Consider the following 26,561-nt stretch of genomic DNA (forward strand, 5'->3'; position numbering starts at 1 on the left):
GAGTTTGGCTTATCACATACTGCGTGAAAAAACGGGCATCTAATTCTAGCGGGTTACAGTGAACAAAAGCAATGCTTACCTACTCATTCTTGCAACTCATTCACTAGTTGCTGAGCAAATTTTGCTGCAGCGACTGGCAGTGTTCGACCACTCCGTTGTCCAAGGTATAGCATTCCATAAGGCACATCTTTAGTATTTAGAGGGACCGCTGTCATATTTAGTTGAGATAAATCTTCCGGTAAACCAATGGAAATTTGAAAGGTAATATATTGCTTATGTAACGCAAGGTATCTCAAAAACTCAAAGCTATCTGATTCAATCGCTGGACTAAGTGATTGGGCGCTTCGGTTGGCCTTACTGTTTAAAATACGCCGAATGCCATAGTCACTGCTTGGCAGCGCAAGCGTATATTGAAGGCAATCGCTTAGTTTTAACTGCGGTCTGCCGGCTAATGGGTGTTCGGTTGACATAATTGCATACGTTTGTTGCTTGCTTACAGAAAGGATCTGAAAGTCAGCTAGCGATTCAGGCTCAAATACCAGTGCAATATCAGAACTCAAATTACGTAAGGATTCTTCAGCCTCTTTTCGATCTTTTTTCTGAACACTGAATGTGACGCCAGGATGCTTTTCACGGTAAATTGAAATCTGTGCGGGCAAGAATGCCGTCAATAAGGCCTGACTGCAAGCGATGCGGACATGCCCCCTGCGTTCTCCAGACAAGTCGGCAATTTGGCTTTTCACTCTTTCGATGTCGGTAAGTTGTTCTCTAACATGGTGCAGAAAAATTTCCCCAGCTGACGACAACCTCACTCCTTTAGGTAAGCGTTCGAATAATTCCACTCCGATGTCTTCTTCAATCGCCAAAATACGTCGATTCAAGGCAGTTGATGTAATCGTAAGTGATTCAGCGGCTTTTCTTATTGAGCCAGCCTCAACAATGGTTTTAAAAAATAAGTAATCTTGTAAATGTCTCATCGCCTATACCAAACTGTGTTTTGGTGAGGTAGTAAAGCAAATGTAAAATAGTGATGCAAAATTTGCACTGCTCTGCTGTGAAATTAGCAGTATACACACTTACGATCGATTGTTTTAATAAACACATACTAGAAATCACGCGTTGTTGTGGTTTTTAACGATAGGCGTTTACATGTATCTATATCTTTACTTTGCATCAGCAAAACGACCTACGCAGAAACAGTTAGCACAAGACGTTAATATATAGTTTCACGTTATTTTGCCAAAAGGATATCTAGGGTTCCGATTAGTTGTTGATTTATTACAAGTAATGTCTGGTCCGAGAGTTATCAACCTGGCTAATATATTCCTAGAATATATTTTGCATCTGCAAGGGTTACACGGAGGGATAAAAGCCCGGGAGGTCAAATAATTTAACCTCTTGTGCTCTTAATTCGTGTAATTATTGGAGATGAAAAATGCGCAAAATCAAACTATTACTGGTGCTAATCACGCTACTAACCTCTCAGCAACTGCTTGCCAAAGAGAAATTTTCTATTTGCTGGTCAATCTATGTGGGTTGGATGCCTTGGGAATATGGTGATAGTTCCGGCATTATTAAAAAGTGGGCCGACAAGTACGATATTGAAATTGATGTCGTACAAATTAACGACTATATCGAGTCTATTAATCAATATACAGCGGGTCAGTTTGACGGTTGCAGTATGACCAATATGGACGCACTGACCATCCCTTCAGCTAGTTTTGTTGACAGTACAGCACTCATCGTTGGTGATTTTTCTAATGGTAATGATGGTGTAGTGCTCAAGGACAAAGGCGCATTAACAGACATTAAAGGCCAAAAAGTTAACTTAGTAGAGCTAAGTGTCTCTCATTATTTGCTTGCAAGAGGTTTAGAAAGTGTTGGCTTATCCGAACGCGACATTCAGGTCGTTAATACGTCAGATGCTGATTTGGTTGCGGCATATTCTACCGCAGGTGTAACAGCCGTCACTACATGGAATCCCTTGTTATCTGAAATTACCGCGCAACCTAATGCAACAAAGGTATATGACTCGTCGGACATTCCCGGCGAAATTATTGACTTAATGGTTGTGAATACCGACACCTTAAATGAGAACCCTAAATTTGGTAAGGCCTTGGCTGGGGCATGGTATGAAATCATGCAAAAAATGCGAGCTGATAAAGCGGTATTAACGCACATGGCAGAAGCATCTGGGACAGACCTTGCTGGGTATGAAGCGCAGCTTTCAACGACAAAAATGTTTTACCAAGCAAAAGATGCGGTAGCCTTCACTAAAAGTGAACAGTTACCAAAAACGATGGAATATGTGGCGAAGTTTTCGTTCGAACATGGCTTGTTGGGCGATGGTGCGCCAGATGCAGGGTTTATTGGTATAGAAACACCTGCTGGCATTGTTGGTGACAAGAATAATATACAACTGCGTTTCAATCCTAGTTACATGCAAATGGCGGCCGACGGCAAACTGTAAGCTGAACATTGGGTAACTAGTTTGCTTTGGGGAGTGAAGATATGAAACGTTTGATGAATATAGAGCCTTCACCCGTGGTAAAAGTGTTTCTAACAATGCTACCTTTTGTTATTGCGGTGGTCGTTTATTGGTTAGCATCAGAAGCACGTTTGTCAGAAAATCCCAACGATAAATTACTGCCGAGTTTTACACAAATAGCGGCTGCAGTTGAACGGTACGCGTTTGTCGAAAATAAACGGACCGGTGAATATTTGTTTTGGCAAGACAGTGCGGCAAGCCTTTGGCGTATTGGTTTGGGTATTGGCATTAGTGCATGCGTAGGCCTTGTTGTTGGCATGCTAAATGGCTTGTTGCCAATGGTGAGAGCAGGCTTATCGCCATTCATCACTATTCTTTCGTTGATTCCTCCAATGGCGATTTTACCGATATTGTTTATTACCTTTGGGCTCGACGAACTCGCCAAAGTAATGTTGATTATTATTGGCACCGCCCCGGTGATCATGCGAGATATGCAGTCGCAAGTGACTCAGCTACCCCGTGAGCAACTGATTAAGGCGCAGACCTTGGGCGCGTCTACATGGTTAGTGGCTATTCGCGTTGTGCTTCCGCAGATTTTACCGCGTTTACTTGCGTCGGTGAGGCTAACGTTAGGTGCCGCTTGGCTCTTTCTTATTGCGGCCGAAGCCATTGCAGCGCAAGAGGGTTTAGGTTACCGAATTTTTTTGGTTCGTCGCTATATGTCGATGGATGTCATTTTACCTTACGTTATTTGGATTACATCGTTGGCGTTTGCAATGGACTTTAGCTTGAAGAAACTGTCCATGCTTTGTTTTCCTTGGTTTCATCAAGGAGAGGCGAAGTGAGTTTTTTGACGATCAACAATTTATGGAAATCTTACGGCGACGTACAAGTTTTAGAGCGTATTAATTTGTCAGTCGAGCAAGGCGAATTTGTTTCCATGGTTGGGGCATCAGGCTGCGGTAAATCAACCTTTTTAAATATGTTACTGGGAAAAGAGCAAGCGACACGAGGGCAAATATTGCTTGAGGGAAACATGCTTAAGCAAGAGCCAGATGAAGAGCGAGGCATTGTTTTTCAGCGCTACTCAGTGTTTCCACATTTAAATGTTTTACAAAATGTCATGATAGCGGACGAATTTACGGAGGCTAAAATACTTGGCTGGGTGTTAGGCAGTAAACGCAAATTAATCAAAGAAAAAGCGCTTGCCTTTATTGATGCCGTAGGATTAACGCCGGCATTGAAAAAGTATCCTCATGAATTGTCTGGCGGTATGCAGCAAAGGCTAGCCATTGCACAAGCCTTGATGAAAGCACCCAAAATATTGCTGTTAGATGAACCTTTTGGTGCGCTCGATCCGGGTATTCGAGCCGATATGCACCAACTAATTCGAGACATTTGGAAAAAGAATAAACTCACTATTTTTATGGTCACGCATGATATCAAAGAGGGCTTTGAGCTAGGTTCTCGTTTATGGGTATTTGATAAAGTGCGTCATGACCCGCATGCGCCAAATATGTATGGCGCTCGAGTAACGTATGATTTGGCATTGAATACCGGTGGGCAGTCAGCTGACATTAACAACATTGTGGCTGAGATTAATCAGCATGAGAAGAATAAATGATTTTATACAAAGATATTTTGGCCAGTGGTAAGCATTGGTCGATGCGCATGCGACGAGGGATGAGTTTAACGTTGGTTGACCTGCATGGTGGGGCCAACGTGGGCATGCTGTTCTACAATCCCGAAAATTTGTTAGAGCGTTACAATGCGCCAGACACACTAAAGTGCCAACATACGTTTAAGCTAACAAAAGGGCATTGTTTATATTCGGATATGGGCAGAATTTTTTGTTCGATAGTTGAGGATAGTGTTGGTTGGCACGATACCTTATGTGGTAATAGCCATGCAGTGTCAGTTGCCACAAAATATGGTAAACGAGACTATCAACTCGACCGGAATAACTGGCATCAAAATGGAAATGATGCCTTCTTGGTAGAAGCGGCAAAATACGGACTCAATAAACAAGACTTAGCAGCCAATTTGAATGTGTTTACTAAAATTGTGCCGAACGAAGATGGCGTACTTACTTACGCTGCAAATCAATCGAAAGCAAATGACGCTATTCAACTGCGTTTTGAAATGGACACGCTTGTTTTGTTGCATACTTGTCCTCACCCCTTAAATCCAGCACTGGAATATCCATTGGGAGAGGTGGAATATCAAATTTCGCGCGCTGAACCAATACAAGACGACGACTTTTGTAAAAACAGTTGTAGTGAAAATCAACGTGGTTTTGAGAACAATCGTCTATATCACTTAGGGTTATAAGGTAGCGTGAGGAATATAAAATGATGATAGAAAGTAATTTGAGTCTTGCGCAAGCCACACATAAAAAAACAGTCGGCGCGGGTGACTACTATATTAACGTTATTAAAAAGGGACAAGTGCTGCGGATTCTCGATATTGAGGGAAATCAGGCGGCAGATACATTGTTTTACAATGCAGATGACCCGGCCGAGCGCTACAGTGCAACGGACACTATTCGCGAACAAGGGAATGTGTATTTGACGGCAGGCAGCGTGTTGATGTCGAATGATTGTAAGCCAATGTTAAAAATTGTCGCGGACACATGCGGTCGCCATGACACTGTCGGAGGAGCGTGCGCCTCCGAAAGCAATACAGTGCGTTATGCTTTGGAAAAAAAATGTATGCATGCTTGTCGTGACAGTTGGTTACTGGCGATTTCTGAGCACCCTGAATACGGTTTAAGTAAGCGGGATATTACTCATAATATTAATTTCTTTATGAATGTACCTGTTACCGAGACCGGGGGCCTAAGTTTTGCAGATGGGATCAGCGGGGCAGGCAAATATGTTGAACTTGAAGCCTTGATGGACACAATCGTATTAGTGTCAAATTGCCCGCAATTAAATAATCCGTGTAACGCATACAATCCAACGCCAGTTGAGATTATTGTTTGGAATTAATGAGCGCTAATTAACGCCAAGTCAGTTCCCGTTGAGGACGACCTCAACGACAGAGACTATCAAACGTAGTAATGGTCTCGATACTTTTGGAAGCGGGACGACCCGCGTACGCGAGTAATGTAATGTCGATTCAAAAAATTACGCCAAAGATAACATTTACAAAAGTTTTAATTGCCAATAGGGGCGCAATTGCCTGCCGTATTATCCGTTCCCTCAAGCGTTTGGGTATTATAAGTGTCGCCGTTTATTCTGAAGCCGATCGGGAATCCTTGCATGTGGCTCAGGCCGATGAAGCCTATAGTTTAGGTGAAGGCGGAGCAAGTCATACGTACCTTGCGCAAGACAAAATAATTGATATTGCAAAACAAGCTGGCGTTGAGGCAATTCATCCTGGGTATGGCTTCTTAAGTGAAAACGCGGAGTTTTCTGAGCGTTTGCAAGCTGAAAAAATCACTTTCATCGGACCAACACCCCAGCAAATGGTTGATTTTGGATTAAAGCATCAGGCACGTGAGTTAGCTGACGCCGCAGGTGTGCCGCTTGTCCCAGGCAGCGGTTTATTGGCTGATTTAGAGGCAGTGACTCATTTTGCAGCACACGTTGGTTATCCTGTGATGCTTAAAAGTACGGCGGGTGGCGGCGGCATAGGGATGCAACGCTGTGATGATCAAACTCAGCTAGAAAAAGCCTTTATTAATGTAAAGCACCTAGGCGCTCAAAATTTTGCAAATGACGGCGTCTTTCTCGAAAAATTTGTAGAGCATGCACGCCATATCGAAGTGCAGGTCTTGGGCAATGGCGTTGGAGAAATCGTCACTTTAGGTGAACGGGATTGTTCAAGTCAGCGCAGAAATCAAAAGGTGGTTGAAGAAACGCCCGCGCCAAATTTACCCACACATACACGCCAAGCAATCCATCGCACTGCGAAGTCATTGATGGCGTCCATCAACTATTTAAATGCTGGTACGGTAGAGTTTATTTATGACCAAGAAGATGATCAATTTTATTTTTTGGAAGTAAATACTCGCTTACAAGTGGAGCATGGTATTACTGAGCTTTGCTTTGAGGTTGATTTAGTGGAGTGGATGCTAAAAATAGCTGCGACACCTGGGTTGGATATGTCGAATATCGCAGACTTAACGCCGACAGGTCATGCTATTCAAGCGCGAATTTATGCTGAAAACCCTGTTAAGAACTTTCAACCATCATCTGGTTTGCTAACAGAAGTAGTGTGGCCATCTGATGAAAGCATCAGAGTTGACCATTGGCTAGAAGCAGGCCTTACTGTGTCGCCGTTTTTTGATCCCATGCTAGCTAAAATCATGGCGCATGGTGAAAACCGATTAGATGCCATTGCAAAATTGAATGACGCGCTAGCAGACACGCAGCTATATGGCATTATGAATAATATCAGCTACGTGCAGCAAATATTAGCGTCCAGCGTATTTCAACAAGGCATGATGAGCACAAGAAGTATCAATGCATTGTCTGCGCAATATATAGGGTTTGAAGTACTTCAGGCTGGCACGATGACTTCGATTCAAGATTACCCTGCACGAACGGGCTACTGGAATATTGGTGTACCGCCATCTGGCCCATTTGATAATTATTCATTTTGTTTAGCCAATCGCTTATTGAACAATGAAGACAATGCGGCAGGTTTAGAAGTAACGCTGGAAGGGCCAAGTTTAAAGTTTTATAGCGAGACACAAGTTGTTGTATGTGGTGCAAACATTGATATCTGGTTAGACAAAATACCTCAACGCTGTTATGAAATTATCGTAGTTAAATCGGGGCAAACATTAAAAATTGGCAAAGTAGGTACTGCCGGCGCTAGGGCATATCTTGCGTTTGCAGGTGGTATTCAGTGCCCTGACTATTTAGGCAGTAAAAGTACGTTTACACTGGGACGTTTTGGCGGGCATGCTGGCAGAGCATTGCGCACAGGTGATTTTATATCATTAACAAACACGCAGACTCGTCAGGCCGCGGCCCAAACCGATGCCATTCAAACACACTCGGTTCAAATACATCCAGATATTGTGCCCCCGATTACTAATGATTGGACGCTACGGGTAATGTACGGTCCGCACGGTGCGCCTGATTTTTTTACAGTCGAAGACATTGCTACTATTCAGTCTCACTCTTGGAAAGTCCACTATAACTCTAGCAGAACAGGCATTCGCCTCATTGGTCCCAAACCCGAATGGGCAAGAGAAACGGGCGGTGAAGCTGGACTCCATCCTTCAAATATACATGACAATGCGTATGCCTTTGGGACGGTCGATTTTACCGGAGACATGCCTGTCATTTTAGGCCCTGATGGGCCAAGTTTTGGCGGCTTTGTTTGTCCGTTCACAGTAATAAGTGCGGATTTGTGGAAACTCGGCCAAGTTAAATCCGGCGATGTGATTCAATTTGAAGTCGTTGATTTAGCTAGCGCAAACTGTATTGAACAAATGCAGCTAAAACAAATTAGCACCTTGCAACCACAAATCGTAGCATACACAGCCATAGATACTGACACGCCGATTATCGATACCTTAGTCACTGATGACGGTGAGCCTGATGTCATTTTTCGACATGCTGGTGATAAATTCATCTTGGTCGAGTATGGTGAGTTAGTGTTAGACGTCACAATACGCGCGCGCGTCCAGGCGCTGTTTGAAGCCGTTCAATCTGCCAACATCGCGGGTGTGCTAGAGCTCACGCCAGGCATTCGTTCTCTGCAAGTCCATTTTAATAGTTTGGCATTGCGTGTTGATGACTTGATTGGAAGACTAAAAGCAATCGACATTGCGCTTGGGGATACTCGGCAACTCAGTTTTGAGTCTCGCATTGTGCATTTACCTTTGAGCTGGGACGACATTGCTTGTCGCCAAGCTATCGAAAAGTATATGCAATCTGTCCGAAAAGATGCGCCTTGGTGTCCATCCAACCTCGATTTTATTCGCAGGATTAATGGTTTAACTGAGATTGAACACGTTAAAAAGATTGTGTTTGATGCGAATTACTTAGTCCTTGGTTTAGGTGATGTGTATTTGGGGGCACCAGTCGCAACGCCCATAGATCAATGCCATCGTTTAGTAACGACTAAATATAACCCTGCACGCACGTGGACCGCAGAAAACTCGGTAGGTATCGGTGGGGCATACATGTGTATATATGGCATGGAAGGCCCTGGAGGATATCAGTTTGTTGGGCGTACCATTCAAATGTGGAACCGTTACCGCGAAAATACAGTCTTTTCCCGTCCTTGGTTATTGCGATTGTTTGATCAGATCAAGTTTTACCCCGTCACAAGTGACGAACTTACCGCATTGCGCGCGGACTTTCCTTTAGGGAAGTGGCAGCCGAAAATCGAAGAGTGCCAAATTTCAATGCCTGATCTAAGCGCGCAGTGGGTCGCAAATGAAGAAAATATCAAGCAATTTAAGCAACAACGAGAAACGGCATTTGCAAAGGAAATGTCAGACTGGAAAGCCAATGGACAACTCAATTACCAATTCGAACCAGATGAGACGCATGAAACAGAAGTCGTTGATTTAAAAGACGGGCAATACCTTGTGGAATCAAGTGCGGCAGGCAGTGTATGGCAGATAAATGTTAACGCTGGGGAACAGGTGCGAAACAACCAAGCATTAGTTGTTCTTGAATCCATGAAAATGGAAATTGATATCAGTGCATTTGAACATGCAACGGTAGTGAAATTATTAGTTAGCAAAGGGCAACAAGTCAGCGCTGGACAAGCTCTATTAATACTAGAATCAAATTAAGGTTAGCGAAGTGAAATCTATTAATTTAAACATAGCGGCATTGCAGCAAGCATATATTGCTGGTGAGTTAACGCCAGAACAACTCATCGGGCAGCTATTGCCCAAAGCCAAGGCCTTGAGTGCGGTGTGGATACATGTGTTGAGTGAAAGTGAAATTGCGCCCTACTTAACCAATTTGGTTGGCAAATCTCCCAGTACTCACCCCTTATATGGGGTCCCATTTGCCATAAAAGACAACATAGACTTGGCTGGCATCCCGACAACTGCAGGATGTGAGGCGTTTAGTTATCTGCCAGAAAAGTCAGCACATGTGGTGCAAATGCTTATTGACGCGGGCGCCATACCCTTAGGAAAAACGAACTTAGATCAATTTGCTACGGGCCTTGTTGGTACGCGCTCTCCCTATGGTCAGACACCCAATAGTTTTGATGCAAATTATATTTCTGGTGGGTCTAGCTCTGGGTCTGCGGTCGCGACGGCAAGTGGTGTGGTTAGTTTTTCCTTGGGTAGCGACACTGCTGGCTCAGGAAGAATCCCAGCTTGTTTTAATAACCTTGTTGGTTTAAAGCCGAGTATCGGTTTGTTGTCGGCATCTGGGTTGGTGCCTGCCTGTCGAAGTTTAGATTGCGTTAGCATATTTGCATTAACGGCTAATGATGCTCGCAAGGTGTTTAATGTGGCAGCACGTTATGACGAAGAAGACTGCTTTGCTCGCCCGAACCCTTTAGGCAACCAATCTCCTTTTAAAACTCAACAGGCCTTCAGTTTTGCAGTACCCAAGCGTGAGCAGTTATCGTTTTTTGGCAGTGAAGAGTATGAAAAGGCATTCTATAAATCAGTAAGTGACCTTGAAGCCATTGGTGGTGAACGCCTTGAGTTAGACTTTTCACCTATGCTGGCCGCCGCTAGGTTACTCTATGAAGGCCCATGGGTGGCCGAACGATATTTGGCGACGAAAGACATCATTGAAAATGCACCAGAAGCGATGATGGATGTAACAAGGACGATTATTGGACAAGGAAAACGTGCAACCGCGCCAGATACGTTTGCGGCTTTGTATCAACTGAAAGCACTAAAAATGCAAGCGGATAAACTGCTTCGACAAGTCGATATTGTTGTCACACCGACCGCCGGGCGGCATTTTACCTTAGATGAAATTAATGAGCAGCCTATTGAGCGGAATTCTCAATTAGGCTACTACACTAATTTTATGAATTTACTCGATTACGCCGCGATTGCGGTACCGACTGCAATCACTGAGCAAGGTATGCCGTTTGGTATTACGCTATTTAGTGATGCGATGAGCGACCAAAAATTACTTTCTTATGCCGACCGTATTCAAACGTATTTGGCGCTTCCACTTGGCGCAACAGACTTTTTGTATCAAGCCAGTGACACGGAATATGCTGAAAATGATGGTTTTGTAGATTTAGTTGTTGGCGGCGCACATTTATCTGGGATGGCCTTAAATTGGCAACTAAAACAACGACAAGCGGTGTTGCTGGAAGAAACCAAAACAACAAAAAAATATAAGATGTTTGCCGTCCCAGGCAAAGTCGAAAGACCTGCATTGGTCAGAGATGAAAAACATGGTAAAGACTTCATCGTCGAAGTCTGGCGCTTGCCAATCGAAAGCTTTGGCTCTTTTGTAAAGGGTATTGCTCAACCACTTGGCATAGGTAAAGTGGAGCTTGCTGACGGACGTTGGTTGACCGGCTTTATTGCAGAAGGTTATGCATCAGACCTTGGCGAGCCAATTAGTCAATATGACGGATGGCGCAGTTACTTGGGGAGAGCTTGAGGCATCGATTGAACATTTTATTTTCCATTATTAGTTGACATGCAACCTTTAGGTTGCTCATGCTTAGTTCATGGATATTTTTAGTGCACTTTCTGACCCTACCAGACGGCATATTCTGGAGCAGCTAAATCGATTAGGCCCGCAATCGATAAAACAGCTAAATGCAGGATTGCCTATTACTAGGCAAGCATTAACCAAACACTTAAATAGGTTAATTAAAGCAAAGTTAGTAATGGCTGAATTTTCGGGAAAGGAGAAAGTTCACAAACTTAATCCCAACGCATTGTTAACTGTAGAACGTTGGATCGCACCTTTTGCCAAGCAATGGGATAAACGATTACAGGGTTTGCAAATTCATATGGAGAATAAAGATGAATGATGTAGATGTTATTGAACGCGTGCTCGATATCAATAAACCTATTGGCCTTGTCTGGCAGGCAATTACTTCCCCTGAAGAAATCTGCCAGTGGTTTGGTTCAGCCTGCAGTGTTGTACTAGAGGAAGGTGCAGAAGGTTATTTTGAATGGCAGGAGGAGTGTGAAGGCCAGTTTGCCATGAAGATCATTCGCATTGAAAAACCGACATATTTTGCGTGGCGTTGGATGCTAAAACAAAACATGCCGTTCAATTTAGCGACGTCTACACTTGTCGAATGGCGACTGACTGAGACAGACACTGGCACGCGGTTAAAGCTTCGTGAATCCGGCTTTGCAAGCGCCAAGCATTTAGACATGAATAAACAAGGGTGGGAACAAGAGCTAACAGACCTACAAGAGTATCTTAAGTAGGTGTGAAGCTCTTATTGCCTCACAAGGTGCTTATAAACGCGTATAATTGTGCTTAACGCCTTTTACTTTAAAATTAAACCTAGTTGCGCGCTAGTGAGTGCTACTTTTGGCGAGAACTCATCACTCACAAGGTATCTTTCTAAGCTTTTCCTAAGTTGCTTGGCCGCTAAACGATTGTCTAAGTCGGTAGTTAAGTCCATGGTTGTTATCAACAATTTGCCTTTACCTACTTTAACTTCAATGATGTTTGCGAGCTTGTGATTGCGGTTAAAATTATCGACTAATTGTACAAGCGGCTGAACGTCGACTGGCATGTCGTCCAATACAATTGCATTCGACTTTTCTAACAAATCCCACCATTGCCAGTTTGTATACTCTTCCGTTGGGAAGTCCGAAAATACTGGGTGTTTGGGATCGGTTAAAATACTCATGTTTACGTAGCCGCCGCGAGGCTTAGTCCACCACCAGCTGGGGCTCCAAAATACGGTTTTAAATTGCGCAGGAATGCTACTCACTAAGCTATCTTCAGCGGCAATTAACAATACAGACTCGCCTTTGTTTAAGGCGTCTTTAAGGCCTTTATTATATTTAGTAAACACCTGCACATTCTTGGATGGCGTATTGCTCACATCTGGATATACCCATATATCCCAATCATTTGCTATTTTCGTGCCTTCAATAGTTATGCTGACATTTAGTTTCTGAGGCTTGCTAACGAACGATAAGCCAGTATTAATTTGTCCGATTTTTACGCGTCCGCCACGCGGAATATTACTGATAGGTAGGTGTCCTTTTGCAATCACCTTGTCGTTGCTATCACTCATTGTCCAAATAGGTCTGGCTTTATTTAAATCTGTTGGCCCGTAGTGATGTATTTCCACGTCGCCGATAAAGCTCTCAGAGTTTAGATAAGTGCGTTTTTGCATTCTCAATAGCGGTACAATCGGGCCGCTAAAACGTTTAAATTCCGCTGCCGACATTCCGCCTTTTGGCTCCCAAAAAGCGTTCAGTAGACCAACGTGAGCAGTACCTTGACCCACATAGTCATGTAGTGCCAGTAGTTGAAATCCGGCATGGTCTTCGGTTCTAAGGAGTACTTCAACTTCTTCTTTATAAAGAAGCGCCGCGTGTTTTGCCGTCACGCGAAAAAAATCATCTGCTTGGTCAAGTAAACCTAATGACGTTAAGTCTTTGCGTACATCGATTAAATTTTGTGGTTTCAACACCCCCGTATATTTTGAGATATCGCTGATATTTGGGTATGTCGCCCACTGGCCCACTTCATGCGAGAGGAAGGGAAGCTCCGTTCTAGACATCTTGGGCGTATGATCCTGCACAGTCGATGGCGCTGAAAAACCTCGAATGCTGCCTACTTTGTATTGGTCAATAAACGCCGTACTCTGGATATGTTTCATCCCATGGCCGCCAGAGGTAGTCGAATACAAATGGCGGTCGTCGTCTTGTTTGGCGCGAGCAACCATATTTGCATTGATTGGCTCTGGGGACGTAAGTTCATTGCCTGAAGTCATCAACATAAAAGACGGGTGATTGCCATAATGTTGGTTTATGCGCAGAAGTTCGTTTTGGATAAACACATCGCGTGCTGGCATTGAGTTATCAATATTGGCGCGTGGACCTTCTGGTTGCAAATACATGCCGACACGGCTTGCAGCGCTGAATGCTGCCTCTGGCGGCGTCCATGAATGGAAGCGTACGTGATTAAGGCCGTGATCTTTCATGGTTTGCATGATCTCAATCCAACCACTTTCGTTCATTGTGGGATAACCCGTCAACGGAAAAATACAGCTTTCCAAATTACCACGTAAATAAATTTTCTCGCCATTCAACGTAAATTGTCTGCCTTCTACGCTGACCTCACGCATGCCAAACAACTCTGACAACTTATCTGCAAACATGGGCTTTGGCGCATTTGAAGCGGCCGTTGATGCCTGTAAATGAGCGTGCATTACATATAGATCAGGCGAAAATTCACCCCACAACAAAACATCATCGCCCATCGGTACAATTGTTTCGATTGTCGTTTCTTTGCCAGTAAAGTTAAAATCAACCGTGCTTGTTTTCAGATGTTTACTATTAGTATCATTATTCGCTTGATGACTACTATGTGTTCTATCAAGTACGGCCTTAAGCGCCACGCTGCCGCTCACACTTTCATTTGATGTATTATGTAAAGTTAAGCGCACGAGCGCCTGTTTTTCCTTGATATTAGGGTAAACTCGAAGCTCATCAATCCATACCGCATCTCTAGCTTGTAATTCAAGTCTTCCGACTAGACCATTCCAATTCGACTGCGTATGCTCTGATACTGACGACGCAAACGCGCCCAAACTAAACGGGTATTTATTATTCACTGCAATAGTTAAACGATGTGTGCCAGATGTAAGATAGTTAGTTAAATCGTATTCATGTGGGGTAGATAAACTGTCTTCACTCCCTACCTTTTGCTCGTTTATCCAAACTTCTGATATCCAGTGCGCACGTTCTAAAAATAACGCGATATGCTTGCCATCCCACTCTTTCGGTATATGGATATCTCGCTGATACCACGCTTTACCTACATAAAAATGTGGCCGAACCAAGGCATTGTACTTTACGGTAGATACTTCTGGTTTACCGTAACCGCCCTCATCCGTCGTGCCTGGTAGGGATATTTTATCCGGCAATTCATGCGCAAACCATTTACCTGCTTCACCGACATTTTCAGGATCTAGTTTAAATTGCCACTCTCCATCCAAGGAGACCGTGTCGTTTGCGTGCGCGTAATGTATTTGCATAAGAAATACGGCCACTACACAGGCGCTTAAACATTTCAGTCGTGATGTGGATAACCATTTCATTGATATTTCCTTTACTTTTCAAGTAATTCAGGGGGATGAGATTCAAACGCGAGCATCATCGGTAAGGATGTTGCGAAGTAATCTATTGGCTTTGGGGCAGCTAGCCGAGACGCTTGATAGTTTTTTAACTTAGTAAAGAGGACAGTTGCTTCGTCTTGCCGACCTAATTCGACAAGTGCTAATCCTCTAAAATGCGACGATTCGGAATATTCGGTAACCGCCATGTCTTTAAAATCTGTTGAGTCAGCGATACATGCGGTAAATTTTTCATCGGCTTCATCGATACGACCTAATGCTTGCAGTGCTTTCCCCTGCCAGTAATTAACCTCACTTGTGGCTTGTAGCAGGTGGTACGCTTCGCCAAGATTCTCAGGGGGTGACATAGCATCAGTAAAAAACGTCAAGGCGATATCTGCTTTGCCCTGCATCAATGCGTCTTGACCAGTTAACAGCATGGCTTGTGTGTATTGGGCTAGGACTTTTCCTTCGCCGCCTTCCCAAGGATGAAACCGGCGTGTGCGTAATATATCCAAGGCCTGTCTATGTTTGCCCGTGTCGTTTAACAGTGTTAGGTAATTTACCGCGCAGTCATCGCGTGTCATTACCAAGTCAACGTTTGAATGTAAAAATGCTAAACGAGACGTTTTGTTGTCCCCGAGTTTTTCGCATAGTTGGTCATATTCAGATACGACTCGCGCATCTCTTGCATTGGCTGACAGTGATTCAAGGTAATATGCTCTGGCGCTTTTACCGTCTTTTCTAATATTCCAATAGGCAATACCAAGGTTGCGACGACTAGTTGCATAAGCCTTGGTATTTTCATTCACCATAGTCCACATCGCGATAGCGTCTTCATAACGTTTTTTATCGTAGTAATAATTACCTAAGGCAAAGGCCTCATTGCTAATGTTGGTGTAAACAGTATCTGCATTAGCGTCAGTTGATTGTGCAATCGCCCACTCAAGCACAATTTGATCTTGCAATCGCGAAGGGAAAAAGTAGTCGCTGGTACTTGTTCTTGCTTTACTCAGGATTTGCATGTCATTCGTTAGCCAAGCCAATAAATACAGGCACATCGGTGATTTTGATAATGGATTTGGTACTGGGCTTTTGTTCGTGTCTTGGTCATTGCAAGATAGGTGCAATGTCACTAATTCAATCGCTATATTGTTAAAGCCGGCCTCAATGCAATCGTAGCAAAGGTCTAAAATGGTTTGCGCATCGTTTCTCGATTTTTCCAACACGCCTTGCTTATCGCCAAATACAAACCGGGCCCAATGATCGAGTGGGTCCGCAACTAGTAAGGCTTGCAGGCTCTTATTTGCGTCAGCAGTTTTGTCTAAAGTTTGCAATACTATCGCTCGCAGTACAATGGCCTTATTGTGTTGAGCATTTGTTGTTAACGATAGTTCGCAATGGTGAAGCGCTTTTTCATAATCTTGTTGGCGACTGTCTAGGCAGGCAAGTTCATAAAAAGCGGCGCTGCGCCAAGCACTATTCCAAGTGGCTTTATAAAATGCTTTGTAAGCAAGCGCTAATTTACCGTCAAATCGAAGCGCTAGCCCTAAAAAGTAGTGTGCTTCGCCCGTTGAAGGATTAGGATGCAGGCTTGTTAGCCTATTCGCTGCAACCCTCAAGTGCTCAATTGCTTGGGTAAATTCGCCGTTTGATAATTTATGTTTACCGTAGGCAATATTACTGCGAATGTCTTGGCTGTCTCGCTTAAGTACTTCGTCCCAATATATCTCTGGGTAGCGGGTAGGATGCCGATATTGCACTAAATGCTCAGCCACAAGGTTTAGCTCTTCAATCGAATCGATATCTTTTGGCATTGCTGGCTCGCGAGCGATTTCTCGGTTTTTTTCAAGCCCACCTAGTTTGACGGGTTGGTACGCTATGTATTCGCCAACACTCAGTTTTAGCTGATAAAAATGGCTAAACGTACATTCAAAATTCGGTAAATACCAAGGTGTGTCTGGTGATAAATCAATATGTAAATCGAGTAGTATTTGGTCGTTTTCTTGCAAGATTATTTGTACATTTTTTAACAGACGAGGGCTTGCAGCACCTAAATCTAATGTGTTGTCTGCATTGCGTACTAAACGAATCGCAGCTTCCTTGTTCGCGTTTTGCACAGGACCAATTTTTTTGTAAGGCCACCAATATTGTGAGAACGTTTTTGTTTCATAAGGTGTTAAATAACTGAAGTCGGGCTGATTATCTGTATACACGCCAGCCATTAATTCAATGTAAGGCGCAGGTCTTTTGGTTGGCCCTACTCTGTCCGTTAGTTCTCTGTCCCATGCCCATCCAAATTCTTCATTTCCCCATGTCCATTGTTTTTTGCCCGGTGCAATATGTTTGTTTGCGACGTGAACAAAGCCGCCTTCGGCATCAAAGTCGTAGGCGCCAAAAAAATCAAAATTGGTTTCGCATACCATGTAACTAGTGGGTACAGGAATATGACTATATTGCCTTAAGTCATTTTTGGGTTGTCTGCTCGCATAGTCAATGCCGTAGTAATCGTTAGTTGCAAAAGGAAAAGTACTTTGTGCCCGTACCGCATGATCAGCGACATAATGTACGTCTGGCGGAAAAAAACTCTGCATGTTGTCGTGAGATTCTACAGCGATATTCGCCCACCACAGAAACGTTTGTGTAAAGGGAGTACGGTTGTATAAGCGAGCGTTTAACTCAATTACGGCACTATCTTCCTGCAAAGAAATTGCGTGCATGCCTTTCATACGATTAAACGGGTCGTGCTCTGATAAATGCACAGTGGCATCGTTTATGTGGACGTTGTTGTTAGTGGCCTCAATATGCACATCTGTTGGCATAAAAGTGCTTGGGCGATGGTGTTGAGGCCAATTAAATTCAACCCCACCGGAAATCCAAGGCCCGGCAAGGCCGACCAAGGCGGGTTTTATTTCGTCTTGGCGATAAAAGAAGTCAAAGTCCTTATTGGTTTTATCCTGCGCCAAAAATATGCGACCACCAATTTCTGGGAGCAACACTAGGCGAACAAAGGCGTTTTCTAATTGTACTGCGTCATAGTCGCAATTTTCTTTGCTATCAAATACCTTATCGATAAATGGTAAGGGGTATATTTTTCCGTTAGACCCTTGGTACACGCGTTTTTCAAAGAACATAGGGTTCTTTTCAGGTTCACCCAATGCATATGTCGGTATTGCCATGTGGCTCCTTTCAACAACGACCTTACTCATGCGTCACCCACTAGAGATTTTTCAATGTCTTCTAACGATTTGTCTTTGGTTTCTGGCACATGCTTTTTGATAAAAACGAAACCAATGAGGCATATTGCACCATAGAGCCAAAAGCTTCCCGCGGCACCCAATGCTGTATTTATTGGTTTGAATGTTAAAGTCAGTACAAGGCTTGCTATCCAAAGCGCAGACACACATATACTCATGGCGAAGGCACGAATATGGTTTGGGAAAATTTCTGATAACAGGACCCAAGTGATAGGTGCTAACGTCATGGCATAAAATGCAATGGCGGCTAGCAATACAACCAATACCGCACTACCTGTTACGCCAAAGTAGTAACATGCGCCTAATATAGTGTAGGTCACCATTAAGCCCGCTGAACCAAATAACATCAGAGGGCGTCTGCCCCAACGATCAACTGTATTAATGGCAATTAGGGTAAACACTAAATTTACGATGCCAGTGATCACAATATTGAACATCGTGCCGCTGACATCGTATCCCGCCGCAGTAAAGATTTCTTGTGCGTAATTGAAAATAACATTAATACCGCACCACTGTTGAAACACTGCCAACACAATCCCTAAACCTAAGACTTTCAGCAATTTGGGGTTGTTCAATACTTGCTTGTAGCCAAAAGTATGTGTTTGGTTCAATAAGGTTTTTTGAATATTTACTAGCTCTGTTTCGGCATATACGTTGCCCCCAATCTTTTCTAGTACGCGTCGCGCTTGTTTGATTTTTTCGTGGTCAGTATTCGCTTTTTTAATTAGCCAACGAGGAGATTCGGGAATAACAAAGGCCAACACCAAGAACAAAAGCGCTGGAATGGTTTCTACAGCGAACATCCAGCGCCATCCAAATTGCCCATTCCATGAATTAAGTAGTTGTTCAGTCGAGGCCTCTGGTTCAACAGGGTGACTATTGTAAATAAGTAAATTGATAACTTGAGCAGCAAGTACGCCAATAACGATAGTCAATTGATTGATTGATACAAACCGGCCGCGCATTTTCGCTGGCGACATTTCTGAAATATACATTGGGGATACATTCGACGCGATGCCTATGCCGATACCGCCCAGTATTCTGGCGACGATGAATATGTCGAAACTCGCGGCTAACGCAGAACTAATGGCTGATATGGTGAATAGTATTGCAGCTAGGATTAATACCTTCTTACGCCCTATTTTGTCGGTGATGGCACCGGAGAGTAATGCACCAAACAAACAACCGACTAAGGCAGAACTCATGGCCCAACCTGATGCCCATGCGTTGTCTTCGCCATCAATCGCGAAATACACCTCATAGAAAGGTTTTGCTCCGCCAATAACGACCCAATCATATCCAAAAAGCAAGCCGCCCATGGCGGCGACTAAGCTAATCATCCAAATAAATCTATAGTTATATCCCTGTTCCAAGGATGCCTACACTTTTGTTAATTTTGTGTGAATAAAAGCATTAAACCAGAAAGATAGCGGTAAATGGAATAGCCAATTTTATTTTTAATGATGGATAATATTATTCTTCGTTCAGCACCACGGGGTATCTGAATTGACTACTCATGGTGTAAGCCTTCGTTAATGAGGTTTTTACGATATTGCTCCGGTGAACAACCTTGAGACTTCTTAAACACTCGGCTGAAGTAGTAGGGGTCGCTATAGCCTAATAACTCACCAATAGCCTTTACCGTTAAGGTACTTTGATACAGATGGTCACAGGCTTTTCGAATTTTTAAGCGTGTAAAATAAGCAATAGGCGATTGGTTAGTGCCATGCTTAAAAGATTTGCAATAATATGGCACAGATACACCCGCGTCCTTCGCCAATTCGTCAATACTGATGCTTGTGTGTAGATGTTGTTTCATATATTCAACACTATTTTCAATCATGTTAGATATGCACAGCTTTGTATCATTTTCTTCTGATGCCATGCTTTTCTTAGACGTCAATGTTTGACGAAGTTTAATCAGACCGAATAAATGCAATAGTTTAGACGACATTAAAAATAGCCCTGCGTCTGAGTAGTTGTAGTCAATACACGCATATAACTGTTCAAATGCTTGTATCATCGAGTTTGTATCGCTGACACTGACAAGATGCTTGTTCTTAGTAGTCGCGACGCTATGTAAGGTTTGCAGACTTTGAGCGCCAGAAAAGTGCACCCAAAAAATCGACCATGGTTGGTGTTCATTACTGCCATATGCATGTGGCATGTCGGCAGGAATAAGCAGCAACTGCCCAGCTTCAACAATGGATGTAGTGCCACCAATGGTCAACCAACCCACTCCTTTCATGCAATAAATTAACACTGACTGCTTGCAACCCTTAGGTCGTTCAACACTGTGTTTAGGCGCGGATGGAAAAGCGCCAATGTGAGTAACAAATAGTGAACTTACGACAGGCAGTTGCTTACATGTGTCGATCACCGACGGTTGCAATATTACTAGTCGTTGATGAGGAAAGCCTTCGCTTAGTTTTGTGTTTGTTTGGCTATTCAAGCGTATATACAATGCGAATTTTATTTAATGCTTAGCATAAAGCAAAGTGTTGCTTAGGTCATTCCTTTGCAATAGTGGCATTTCAAATGCCTTAATAATTTTCCAGTAAGCCCTTATTTTATGAGAAAACCAAAGATTTATTCATGAATAACAGTGGTTGCATGCCATACCTATAAGGTTTACTCTTTTTTGAACTAAAGCATGGCGTGTTTAATTACTTAGGACAAATTTACGATGGGATTGATAAGGTTACGCTATGTTTTAATACTCATTTTTAGCTTTGCTTCGATGAGTTTTGTTGCGCACTGCCAAACACCGTCTGAGCTTTATCAAGAAGCTGAAGCCGCATTCAATAATGGCGAATGGCAAAAGGCACATGATTTTTATCAAAAGTATATTTTAACTCGCCCTAGACCTCCTCCTCGGTTCCAAAAGTACGTGAATAATCGAATACGATATTTGCAAGCACAAAAAGGCGCAGTTGATGAAATGGCGATTGAAAGAGAGAGGCAACGACAAGCGTCACTAGTGGTAAAGGTGAATCCTCGTGTTCGTGATTTTAAAGTGACAAAAGGCCAGTTACAGTCAGCTGAAGACATTACTAGTAACCTCAAAATTCTTGCATCCAAAAGTAAAGCAATCGTTCAAAAATTTAATGCGGATGCGTCGCTAAAAACGTCCCTTATGGTCGAAGCAGATACTCGCTTATTACCAGAGTATGATGCTCTGGCAGACTCGATATTCCGATTCATAGCGGTGAAGCCCGCGTCTAACGAGCACTACGTAAATGCAGTTATCAACACGGATGTATTAAGAGAAGAATGGCGACGGTCTTTTGCAAACCTTTCTCCCCTAGATTTTCAACTTTATTCACCGTATTCAAATAAATTCGTAAACATATTCGAATCTCGATTAAGAAAGTATCGGAATATGTTTACTGGTTTTGGACTGGATTTAGATAAAATTGTAGACGAAATTATGGCTGGCGCATGGAATATATACGACCCGTCACGTGTGTTGCAAAAGTATTTCCCTGAAAATGACGGGCGAGCCGAAGTTTACCCCGAGAAGGTGACGTTGGCCTTCCAATCAATAAATGGAAAAATGGATTATTATTGGGCTTTGCTACCTAAAGACTCAGCCCCTAAATTGCAGGCGGAAAAAATCGCTAGCGATATAAATAGAGTGTCTGGCTTGTGGCATAGTTTAGCTGTAATTAAAGCACACAATGCGTATGGTGGGTGGGGAACAGATTACATGCCGTTGCCCGTTCGCGAAGCCATCGATGCATCGGAAGCCCGCCGCCGCAGTGATGCAAAAAAACTGAGACGCAGTATCAGTCAAGTCAGTGCTGACCAGCGTAACCCTAATGTTTATGGGTTTGTATTGTCGGTATCTACTAAAGCCGAAGTAATGGATAACTATACGTCTATGCTAGAGCGTTTTTTTGCAGAAAAGGCGTTCTCATTTCCACGGATTGGCGTTAACAGTACTGGCTTATTGGATAGACCGTTCTTTTTAAGGCGCGCAGATATGCCAGTCAATGGGCATGACTTAGAAATTAGTTGTTTAGAATATAAAGCTATTCGTAAGGGAAACACGCAAGCAATAGATTGTTTCTTCTTTGAAAAGAATATTCTGGTTGGGTTTAACCTGAACTTATCGCAAGAAAACTGCGCTGAAAACTGTGTCGGCTACAAGCCTTATATTATGCATTTGCGTAAATATGGGTTTGACTTCTTAGACGAAAGTTCTTTAGTTGAAGAAGGAGTTACTAAGCAAGTGTGGGCTAAATTTGATTCTGACAAATTCAAAATGAATGTCACTCTTTGGGGGGCTTTGTATTCTATAAAAAGAGAGAAAAGTCGCTTCTTCGAACGCGAAAGCTCAGGCTTTAGACAGTTTGCACAATTGTGTGTATTCCCCAAAAAAATAGAAGCCCTACTGAAGGATGTTTCAACAAATACGCCGTCATATACGTGCACTTAATTTTCAGGAAATTTTACTATCGAGTCCGGCGAAAATATTACCCAATGTTTATCGGCCCATTTACTGTTGTCGTTTCCGACGAAATAAAACGTTGCGTGTTGGGTTAAGTGATCTTGTAACGTTTCTTGTGAGATAGTATTTGGGTCGAAACTCAAAAACCATGATCTAAGTGAACGCGTAATTGCCGATAGGTACTGCTTCTCTAGTATTGAAGTACTGGTTGCGTTTTCAAGTTCAATATCAACAACCGTTGTTTTCCAAGGATCAAATTTTAGTCCAACAGCTGTTTCCTGTTTTAACTGTAGTTTCACTGTAACCGCGGCGTTGACTTTTTGTGTTTTCGCTTGATGCGGCATCGTTGGCACCGACGACATGACGACCAATATGCTGTTATCTTCGTCTTGATAAACGATATCGTCTTGTGCATTTACTGCCGATGCGACTAGATATGTAATTATTAACGACGCCCAGAACCTACATACATTTTTCATCTTTTTGCCCTAATTGTTATTGGTTTATATAGGTTAAATCGTGCTATTGATAAAGTGGAGAGGTGCTATTCAGATATAGTCACGGTGCACACAGTGAAGTGTAACATCAATCGTATCCATCTTAATCTTCTGTAAGGTGAAAAGAAAGGTGCTTTTTATCTCCGTTAATGTGAACTTAACAATCTGTTTACTTTAAATTCGCATTCTTTATCGGTATTATCATTGATGAATAATTAAGCAGTATCAGGCAAATCTATTGCAGGCTTTAATGCGTGATCAAATTCGAAAATTATGTTTCGCTTGGGGTGTGGCTCTTGGGGCAATATCCTTGGTGGTTTTATGCGCTTTTGCTTTTCCATTGGACGGCGTTTCAGGACAAGGTGTTACTCGATTTTTGGGGCGGTTTCACCCGCTAGCACTTCACTTCCCTGTTGTATGTTTACTGTTAGCCGGTGTTTTTGAGCTTGTTCGATTTCACCCTAAAGCAAGCTCATTGGCTCGCCTTTCATTTCCGCTTATATCATTGGGTGCGATAACGGCCGTTGTTACTGTCATATTGGGCATTATGCTTGCGAGCAATGAAGGGCATCAAGGTGATTTGATTGCTCGGCATCGATTTGGCGGTATTGTGGTGGCGTTGCTATCATGCATCACTGCTGCCTTATATTTCACATCTAAGATGAACGTGGCGATCAAATTAGCGAACTGGTCATATCGCGCGGTGTTAACGATAGCGATTGTCGCGATGATGTTCACCGCTCACGAGGGCGGAAGTTTAGTGCATGGTGAGCGTTACTTATCAGAATATGCGCCGAAGTTTCTTCAACCGTTTTTTGCTCCTAATGATGATGAGGCCATAGAAAACAACCTGAATAGTCGTGCGGGGAGTGACGCGGAGACGAGTTATATCTCACCGAATGTTAATGCCCGTTACGACAACGAAATGCGCCCGTTTATTGAGGCATACTGTGCGCGTTGTCACGGTGCAGGTAAGCAAGAAGCAAATGTGCGCTTGGATACTTTAGACCAGTCTTTTATGCACTTCTCTAGTCAATATGATTGGCAGAAAGTATTGGATGTACTGGGTGCACACCGAATGCCGCCCGATGATGCTAAACAACCTTCTGACGCGGAACGTGCGCAAGCCATCAATTGGATTCAGGATGCGTTGCATGAATATGCTTATGCTAAACGCGCAGAACGTGACGATTCTTCCATGCGCAGACTTAATCGGCGAGAGCTCAATTACACATATCAAGATTTGTTTAACGTAGATGCAGATTTTGCGACGCATTTATCTGCTGATGCTAAATCTCTGCATGGTTACGATACTGACGCCAATATGTTGGTTTTGGCGATGTCCGATGTAAAGGCGTATCACGAGATAGCACGGCAAGCGGTTGAGCGCTATGTGCAGTTTACGCCGTCTACGACATTCAGTAAGGCCGATGTTGATCACTATTTTATTGAGATGGAAGACATCTATCACTTTTGCCGATTAGAAGGTGACAAGTTGTCGTATCAACGAGCACCTGAACCAATCGCGTTTAGTGAGCTACATCGGATGAAGCAGCAACGTAAAAGCAAGCCGATTGAATATCGTTACCGAGACTACGGACCTTTACCTTTTGGGCCGGTGCCGGTCGGCGACGTCAAAGAATTAGGCGAAGGACGAGGATTTGCGCGAGCGCATGAACAGTTCATGCTAATTAAAACGCGGCATAGGGTGGGTGAAGTCGTCGTTAAGGTACATGCAGCAAAAACACAGTCACGTATGGGTGACAACAGTATGCCTAAGTTACGTGTGGAAGCGGGTTGGCGCAAAGAGCAAAGCTTGCGCGTAAAAGTAATAGGTGAAGAAGATATTACTGCGGCCTTAGATAGCCCTCAAGAGAGTGAATTTAGATTTCGATTAGAAGACGTTGTTGCACCACAAACCGCTACATTTTATGACGAAGACAGTGAGTACAACTGGCTATTGTTGGTGTTATCAAATTATGCTCGACATGAAGACGGCGCACTTGGCGGGTCAATCTATGGCCAAGTAGATACGCGTTTAGCGTCATCAAAGCAAGCGCATCCAACGTTTGCAAGACAGGCAGAGACTGCATTGGCTTCACAAACGCGTGCTCAACAAAAATGGCAAGGCTCGCAAGTGCCGCTATTAAAATTGGATGCGGTAGAAATAAGTATTACGCCTGTTGATAGTGATGCTGGGTCTCCTTTTTTAATTGCTTTACCTGCAGATTCTTCAGAACAAAATGAAGTAGTGACGGTTAAAAATACGCTTTCTTCATTTTTAGAAAAAGCCTTTAGGCGCAAGGTTCAAACGATTGACATCCAGCGCTATTTAGATTTATTTCAAGCGCTACGTCAACAAGGCGATGATTTTGAAACAGCAATGCGAGAGACCATGGCTGCGTCATTAATTTCCCCTGAATTTTTGTACATTGGATTTCCAAAAGCTGATACGTCAAACCCAGGCGTCGATTCATCAAACGCCGATTTACCAAACACCAATTTATCAAACACGATGCTCGACAACCAAGCAGCGGCTCACAAACGATCTGACAAAGAAAAGCTTGAGTATAAGAATCAACTGCTTGCGTCTAAAATATCGTATTTTTTGTGGTCATCTATGCCAGATGAAACCTTACGTATGTTGGCAGACAAGGGGACATTGCATGACCCATATGTATTATCAAATCAGATAGACAGGATGTTAGACGATCCTAAAGCGCAGCGTATGAGTGCCGATTTTGCTAAGCAGTGGCTGCAATTGAGTAAGTTTATCAATATCACTGTATCTGAAGAAAAATTCCCTGATTATGGGGACGAGCTTGGTGAATTAATGGTTAAGCAATCTGTCATGCGGTTTCAGGATAACTTTCATCATATGCGTGATGCCCGTGACTTGTATTTTTCTGAGCATATGATGCTTAATAAGCCATTAGCGAATCATTATGGCATTCCTAATGTAGAGAACGGTGTAATTCAACGTATTGATTTACGGGCGCTTGAGGAGAATACGGCGACAGTACCGAAGCAATTGGGTTTATTGACGCATGCTAGTGTGTTGACTATTAATTCTGACGGGGAGGATTCGCATCCCATTAAACGTGGTGTATGGATGTTGGAGCGAGCGTTCAATAATCCGCCTCCACCACCACCGCCCTCTGTGCCGGAGTTAGACACTAGTAACCCTCAGTTAGCGGGTTTAAGTTTAAAGCAAAAAATTGAACAACACCGTGAACTTAGTGGGTGCTCCGGTTGCCACGAAAAAATCGACCCTTGGGGCGTATTAATGGAAAATTATGATGCACTTGGGCGTTGGCGTGATGTTACATGGTTAGCAGATGAAAGTGCCTTAGCGATCGATGCTAGTTCAATTTTACCCGATGGCACCAAAATTAATAATTTCGAAGAGTTTAGTGCTTATTTGCAAGGCAAAGGTGAGACGAAATTAATGAAGGCCCTTGTGCATCATTTTATGCTATATGCTTTAGGGCGGGAATTGGATATTTTGGATGAAGAAGAAGCCGACGCCATTTATGCCAGCTTTCGTGCGTCAGGTTATCGTTTGAGTGCCTTAACGAAAGCAATTGTGCAAAGTGATGCATTTACCAATCGACAAAAAGGCTGAGTTTGTTGCAGCG

General features: G+C 43.2%; 17 protein-coding genes and 1 riboswitch. Of the genes, 11 read left to right on the top strand and 6 right to left on the bottom strand.

Translation table 11 applies throughout. The annotated features are described in order from the left end of the window. Nucleotides 1-83 precede the first annotated feature (83 nt). Complete coding sequence (locus QQK00_RS12225) at nt 84-977, bottom strand: LysR family transcriptional regulator (protein WP_284217863.1); 894 nt, start codon at nt 975-977, stop codon at nt 84-86. Nucleotides 978-1,240: 263 nt separating this feature from the next. Beyond that, nucleotides 1,241-1,382, top strand: a riboswitch (guanidine-I (ykkC/yxkD leader). A 53-nt stretch (nt 1,383-1,435) separates the two neighbouring features. On the opposite strand from QQK00_RS12225, the gene QQK00_RS12230 reads away from it, so the two are divergent. The 9 genes from QQK00_RS12230 to QQK00_RS12270 all read left to right on the top strand — a co-directional run bounded on the left by QQK00_RS12230 (nt 1,436) and on the right by QQK00_RS12270 (nt 11,843). Further along, the gene (locus QQK00_RS12230) at nt 1,436-2,470 is read left to right on the top strand and encodes a putative urea ABC transporter substrate-binding protein (protein ID WP_284217864.1); all 1,035 of its coding nucleotides are present in this window, start codon (nt 1,436-1,438) and stop codon (nt 2,468-2,470) included. 41 nt (nt 2,471-2,511) lie between these two features. Further along, nucleotides 2,512-3,333, top strand: a complete 822-nt coding sequence (locus QQK00_RS12235; protein ID WP_284217865.1) for an ABC transporter permease — start codon at nt 2,512-2,514, stop codon at nt 3,331-3,333. Beyond that, nucleotides 3,330-4,112, top strand: a complete 783-nt coding sequence (locus tag QQK00_RS12240) for an ABC transporter ATP-binding protein (RefSeq protein WP_284217866.1) — start codon at nt 3,330-3,332, stop codon at nt 4,110-4,112. The genes QQK00_RS12235 and QQK00_RS12240 overlap by 4 nt, the downstream gene beginning before the upstream one ends. Next, the gene (locus QQK00_RS12245) at nt 4,109-4,819 is read left to right on the top strand and encodes an urea amidolyase associated protein UAAP1 (protein WP_284217867.1); all 711 of its coding nucleotides are present in this window, start codon (nt 4,109-4,111) and stop codon (nt 4,817-4,819) included. Before QQK00_RS12240 ends, QQK00_RS12245 begins: the two co-directional genes overlap by 4 nt. Nucleotides 4,820-4,839: 20 nt before the next feature. Beyond that, a complete protein-coding gene (locus QQK00_RS12250; RefSeq protein WP_284217868.1) occupies nt 4,840-5,478 on the top strand; it encodes an urea amidolyase associated protein UAAP2 in 639 nt (212 codons plus the stop codon). A gap of 122 nt (nt 5,479-5,600) precedes the next feature. Then, nucleotides 5,601-9,254: an urea carboxylase gene (uca, locus tag QQK00_RS12255; protein WP_284217869.1), complete on the top strand. Its 3,654-nt coding sequence runs from the start codon at nt 5,601-5,603 to the stop codon at nt 9,252-9,254. Between the two features lie 10 nt (nt 9,255-9,264). After that, nucleotides 9,265-11,055: an allophanate hydrolase gene (atzF, locus tag QQK00_RS12260; RefSeq protein ID WP_284217870.1), complete on the top strand. Its 1,791-nt coding sequence runs from the start codon at nt 9,265-9,267 to the stop codon at nt 11,053-11,055. 70 nt (nt 11,056-11,125) lie between these two features. Continuing rightward, a complete protein-coding gene (locus QQK00_RS12265; protein WP_284217871.1) occupies nt 11,126-11,434 on the top strand; it encodes an ArsR/SmtB family transcription factor in 309 nt (102 codons plus the stop codon). Then, entirely contained in the window at nt 11,427-11,843 is a 417-nt protein-coding gene (locus tag QQK00_RS12270) for an SRPBCC domain-containing protein (RefSeq protein ID WP_284217872.1), read from the top strand. Before QQK00_RS12265 ends, QQK00_RS12270 begins: the two co-directional genes overlap by 8 nt. A 62-nt stretch (nt 11,844-11,905) precedes the next feature. On the opposite strand, the gene QQK00_RS12275 is transcribed toward QQK00_RS12270, so the two are convergent. The 4 genes from QQK00_RS12275 to QQK00_RS12290 all read right to left on the bottom strand — a co-directional run bounded on the left by QQK00_RS12275 (nt 11,906) and on the right by QQK00_RS12290 (nt 20,425). Next, on the bottom strand, nt 11,906-14,701 hold the full coding sequence (locus QQK00_RS12275; RefSeq protein WP_284217873.1) for a DUF8487 domain-containing protein: 2,796 nt from the start codon (nt 14,699-14,701) through the stop codon (nt 11,906-11,908). Nucleotides 14,702-14,712: 11 nt separating this feature from the next. After that, a complete protein-coding gene (locus tag QQK00_RS12280) occupies nt 14,713-17,895 on the bottom strand; it encodes a DUF5107 domain-containing protein (protein WP_284217874.1) in 3,183 nt (1,060 codons plus the stop codon). Nucleotides 17,896-17,921: 26 nt separating this feature from the next. After that, nucleotides 17,922-19,346 (bottom strand): sugar porter family MFS transporter, encoded by a 1,425-nt coding sequence (locus tag QQK00_RS12285; protein ID WP_284217875.1) that lies wholly within the window; start codon nt 19,344-19,346, stop codon nt 17,922-17,924. Nucleotides 19,347-19,483: 137 nt separating this feature from the next. Then, on the bottom strand, nt 19,484-20,425 hold the full coding sequence (locus QQK00_RS12290; RefSeq protein WP_284217876.1) for an AraC family transcriptional regulator: 942 nt from the start codon (nt 20,423-20,425) through the stop codon (nt 19,484-19,486). A gap of 234 nt (nt 20,426-20,659) precedes the next feature. On the opposite strand from QQK00_RS12290, the gene QQK00_RS12295 reads away from it, so the two are divergent. Further along, on the top strand, nt 20,660-22,414 hold the full coding sequence (locus QQK00_RS12295; RefSeq protein ID WP_284217877.1) for a hypothetical protein: 1,755 nt from the start codon (nt 20,660-20,662) through the stop codon (nt 22,412-22,414). On the opposite strand, the gene QQK00_RS12300 is transcribed toward QQK00_RS12295, so the two are convergent. Beyond that, nucleotides 22,411-22,905: a hypothetical protein gene (locus QQK00_RS12300; RefSeq protein ID WP_284217878.1), complete on the bottom strand. Its 495-nt coding sequence runs from the start codon at nt 22,903-22,905 to the stop codon at nt 22,411-22,413. The two genes, QQK00_RS12295 and QQK00_RS12300, sit on opposite strands and share 4 nt — an antisense overlap. Nucleotides 22,906-23,173: 268 nt before the next feature. On the opposite strand from QQK00_RS12300, the gene QQK00_RS12305 reads away from it, so the two are divergent. Continuing rightward, nucleotides 23,174-26,548, top strand: a complete 3,375-nt coding sequence (locus QQK00_RS12305; RefSeq protein WP_284217879.1) for a DUF1592 domain-containing protein — start codon at nt 23,174-23,176, stop codon at nt 26,546-26,548. The last annotated feature ends 13 nt before the right edge of the window (nt 26,549-26,561 follow it).

This window comes from Agaribacter marinus, assembly GCF_030160655.1.
Lineage (GTDB): Bacteria > Pseudomonadota > Gammaproteobacteria > Enterobacterales > Alteromonadaceae > Glaciecola > Glaciecola marina.

Excerpts from the sequence above, each read along its gene's own strand:
- QQK00_RS12225 (WP_284217863.1), bottom strand. The coding sequence starts at position 977 with ATGAGACATTTACAAGATTACTTATTTTTTAAAACCATTGTTGAGGCT.
- QQK00_RS12230 (WP_284217864.1), top strand. The coding sequence starts at position 1,436 with ATGCGCAAAATCAAACTATTACTGGTGCTAATCACGCTACTAACCTCT.
- QQK00_RS12235 (WP_284217865.1), top strand. The coding sequence starts at position 2,512 with ATGAAACGTTTGATGAATATAGAGCCTTCACCCGTGGTAAAAGTGTTT.
- QQK00_RS12245 (WP_284217867.1), top strand. The coding sequence starts at position 4,109 with ATGATTTTATACAAAGATATTTTGGCCAGTGGTAAGCATTGGTCGATG.
- QQK00_RS12250 (WP_284217868.1), top strand. The coding sequence starts at position 4,840 with ATGATGATAGAAAGTAATTTGAGTCTTGCGCAAGCCACACATAAAAAA.
- uca (WP_284217869.1), top strand. The coding sequence starts at position 5,601 with ATGTCGATTCAAAAAATTACGCCAAAGATAACATTTACAAAAGTTTTA.
- QQK00_RS12265 (WP_284217871.1), top strand. The coding sequence starts at position 11,126 with ATGGATATTTTTAGTGCACTTTCTGACCCTACCAGACGGCATATTCTG.
- QQK00_RS12270 (WP_284217872.1), top strand. The coding sequence starts at position 11,427 with ATGAATGATGTAGATGTTATTGAACGCGTGCTCGATATCAATAAACCT.
- QQK00_RS12275 (WP_284217873.1), bottom strand. The coding sequence starts at position 14,701 with ATGAAATGGTTATCCACATCACGACTGAAATGTTTAAGCGCCTGTGTA.
- QQK00_RS12280 (WP_284217874.1), bottom strand. The coding sequence starts at position 17,895 with ATGGCAATACCGACATATGCATTGGGTGAACCTGAAAAGAACCCTATG.
- QQK00_RS12295 (WP_284217877.1), top strand. The coding sequence starts at position 20,660 with ATGGGATTGATAAGGTTACGCTATGTTTTAATACTCATTTTTAGCTTT.
- QQK00_RS12300 (WP_284217878.1), bottom strand. The coding sequence starts at position 22,905 with ATGAAAAATGTATGTAGGTTCTGGGCGTCGTTAATAATTACATATCTA.
- QQK00_RS12305 (WP_284217879.1), top strand. The coding sequence starts at position 23,174 with ATGCGTGATCAAATTCGAAAATTATGTTTCGCTTGGGGTGTGGCTCTT.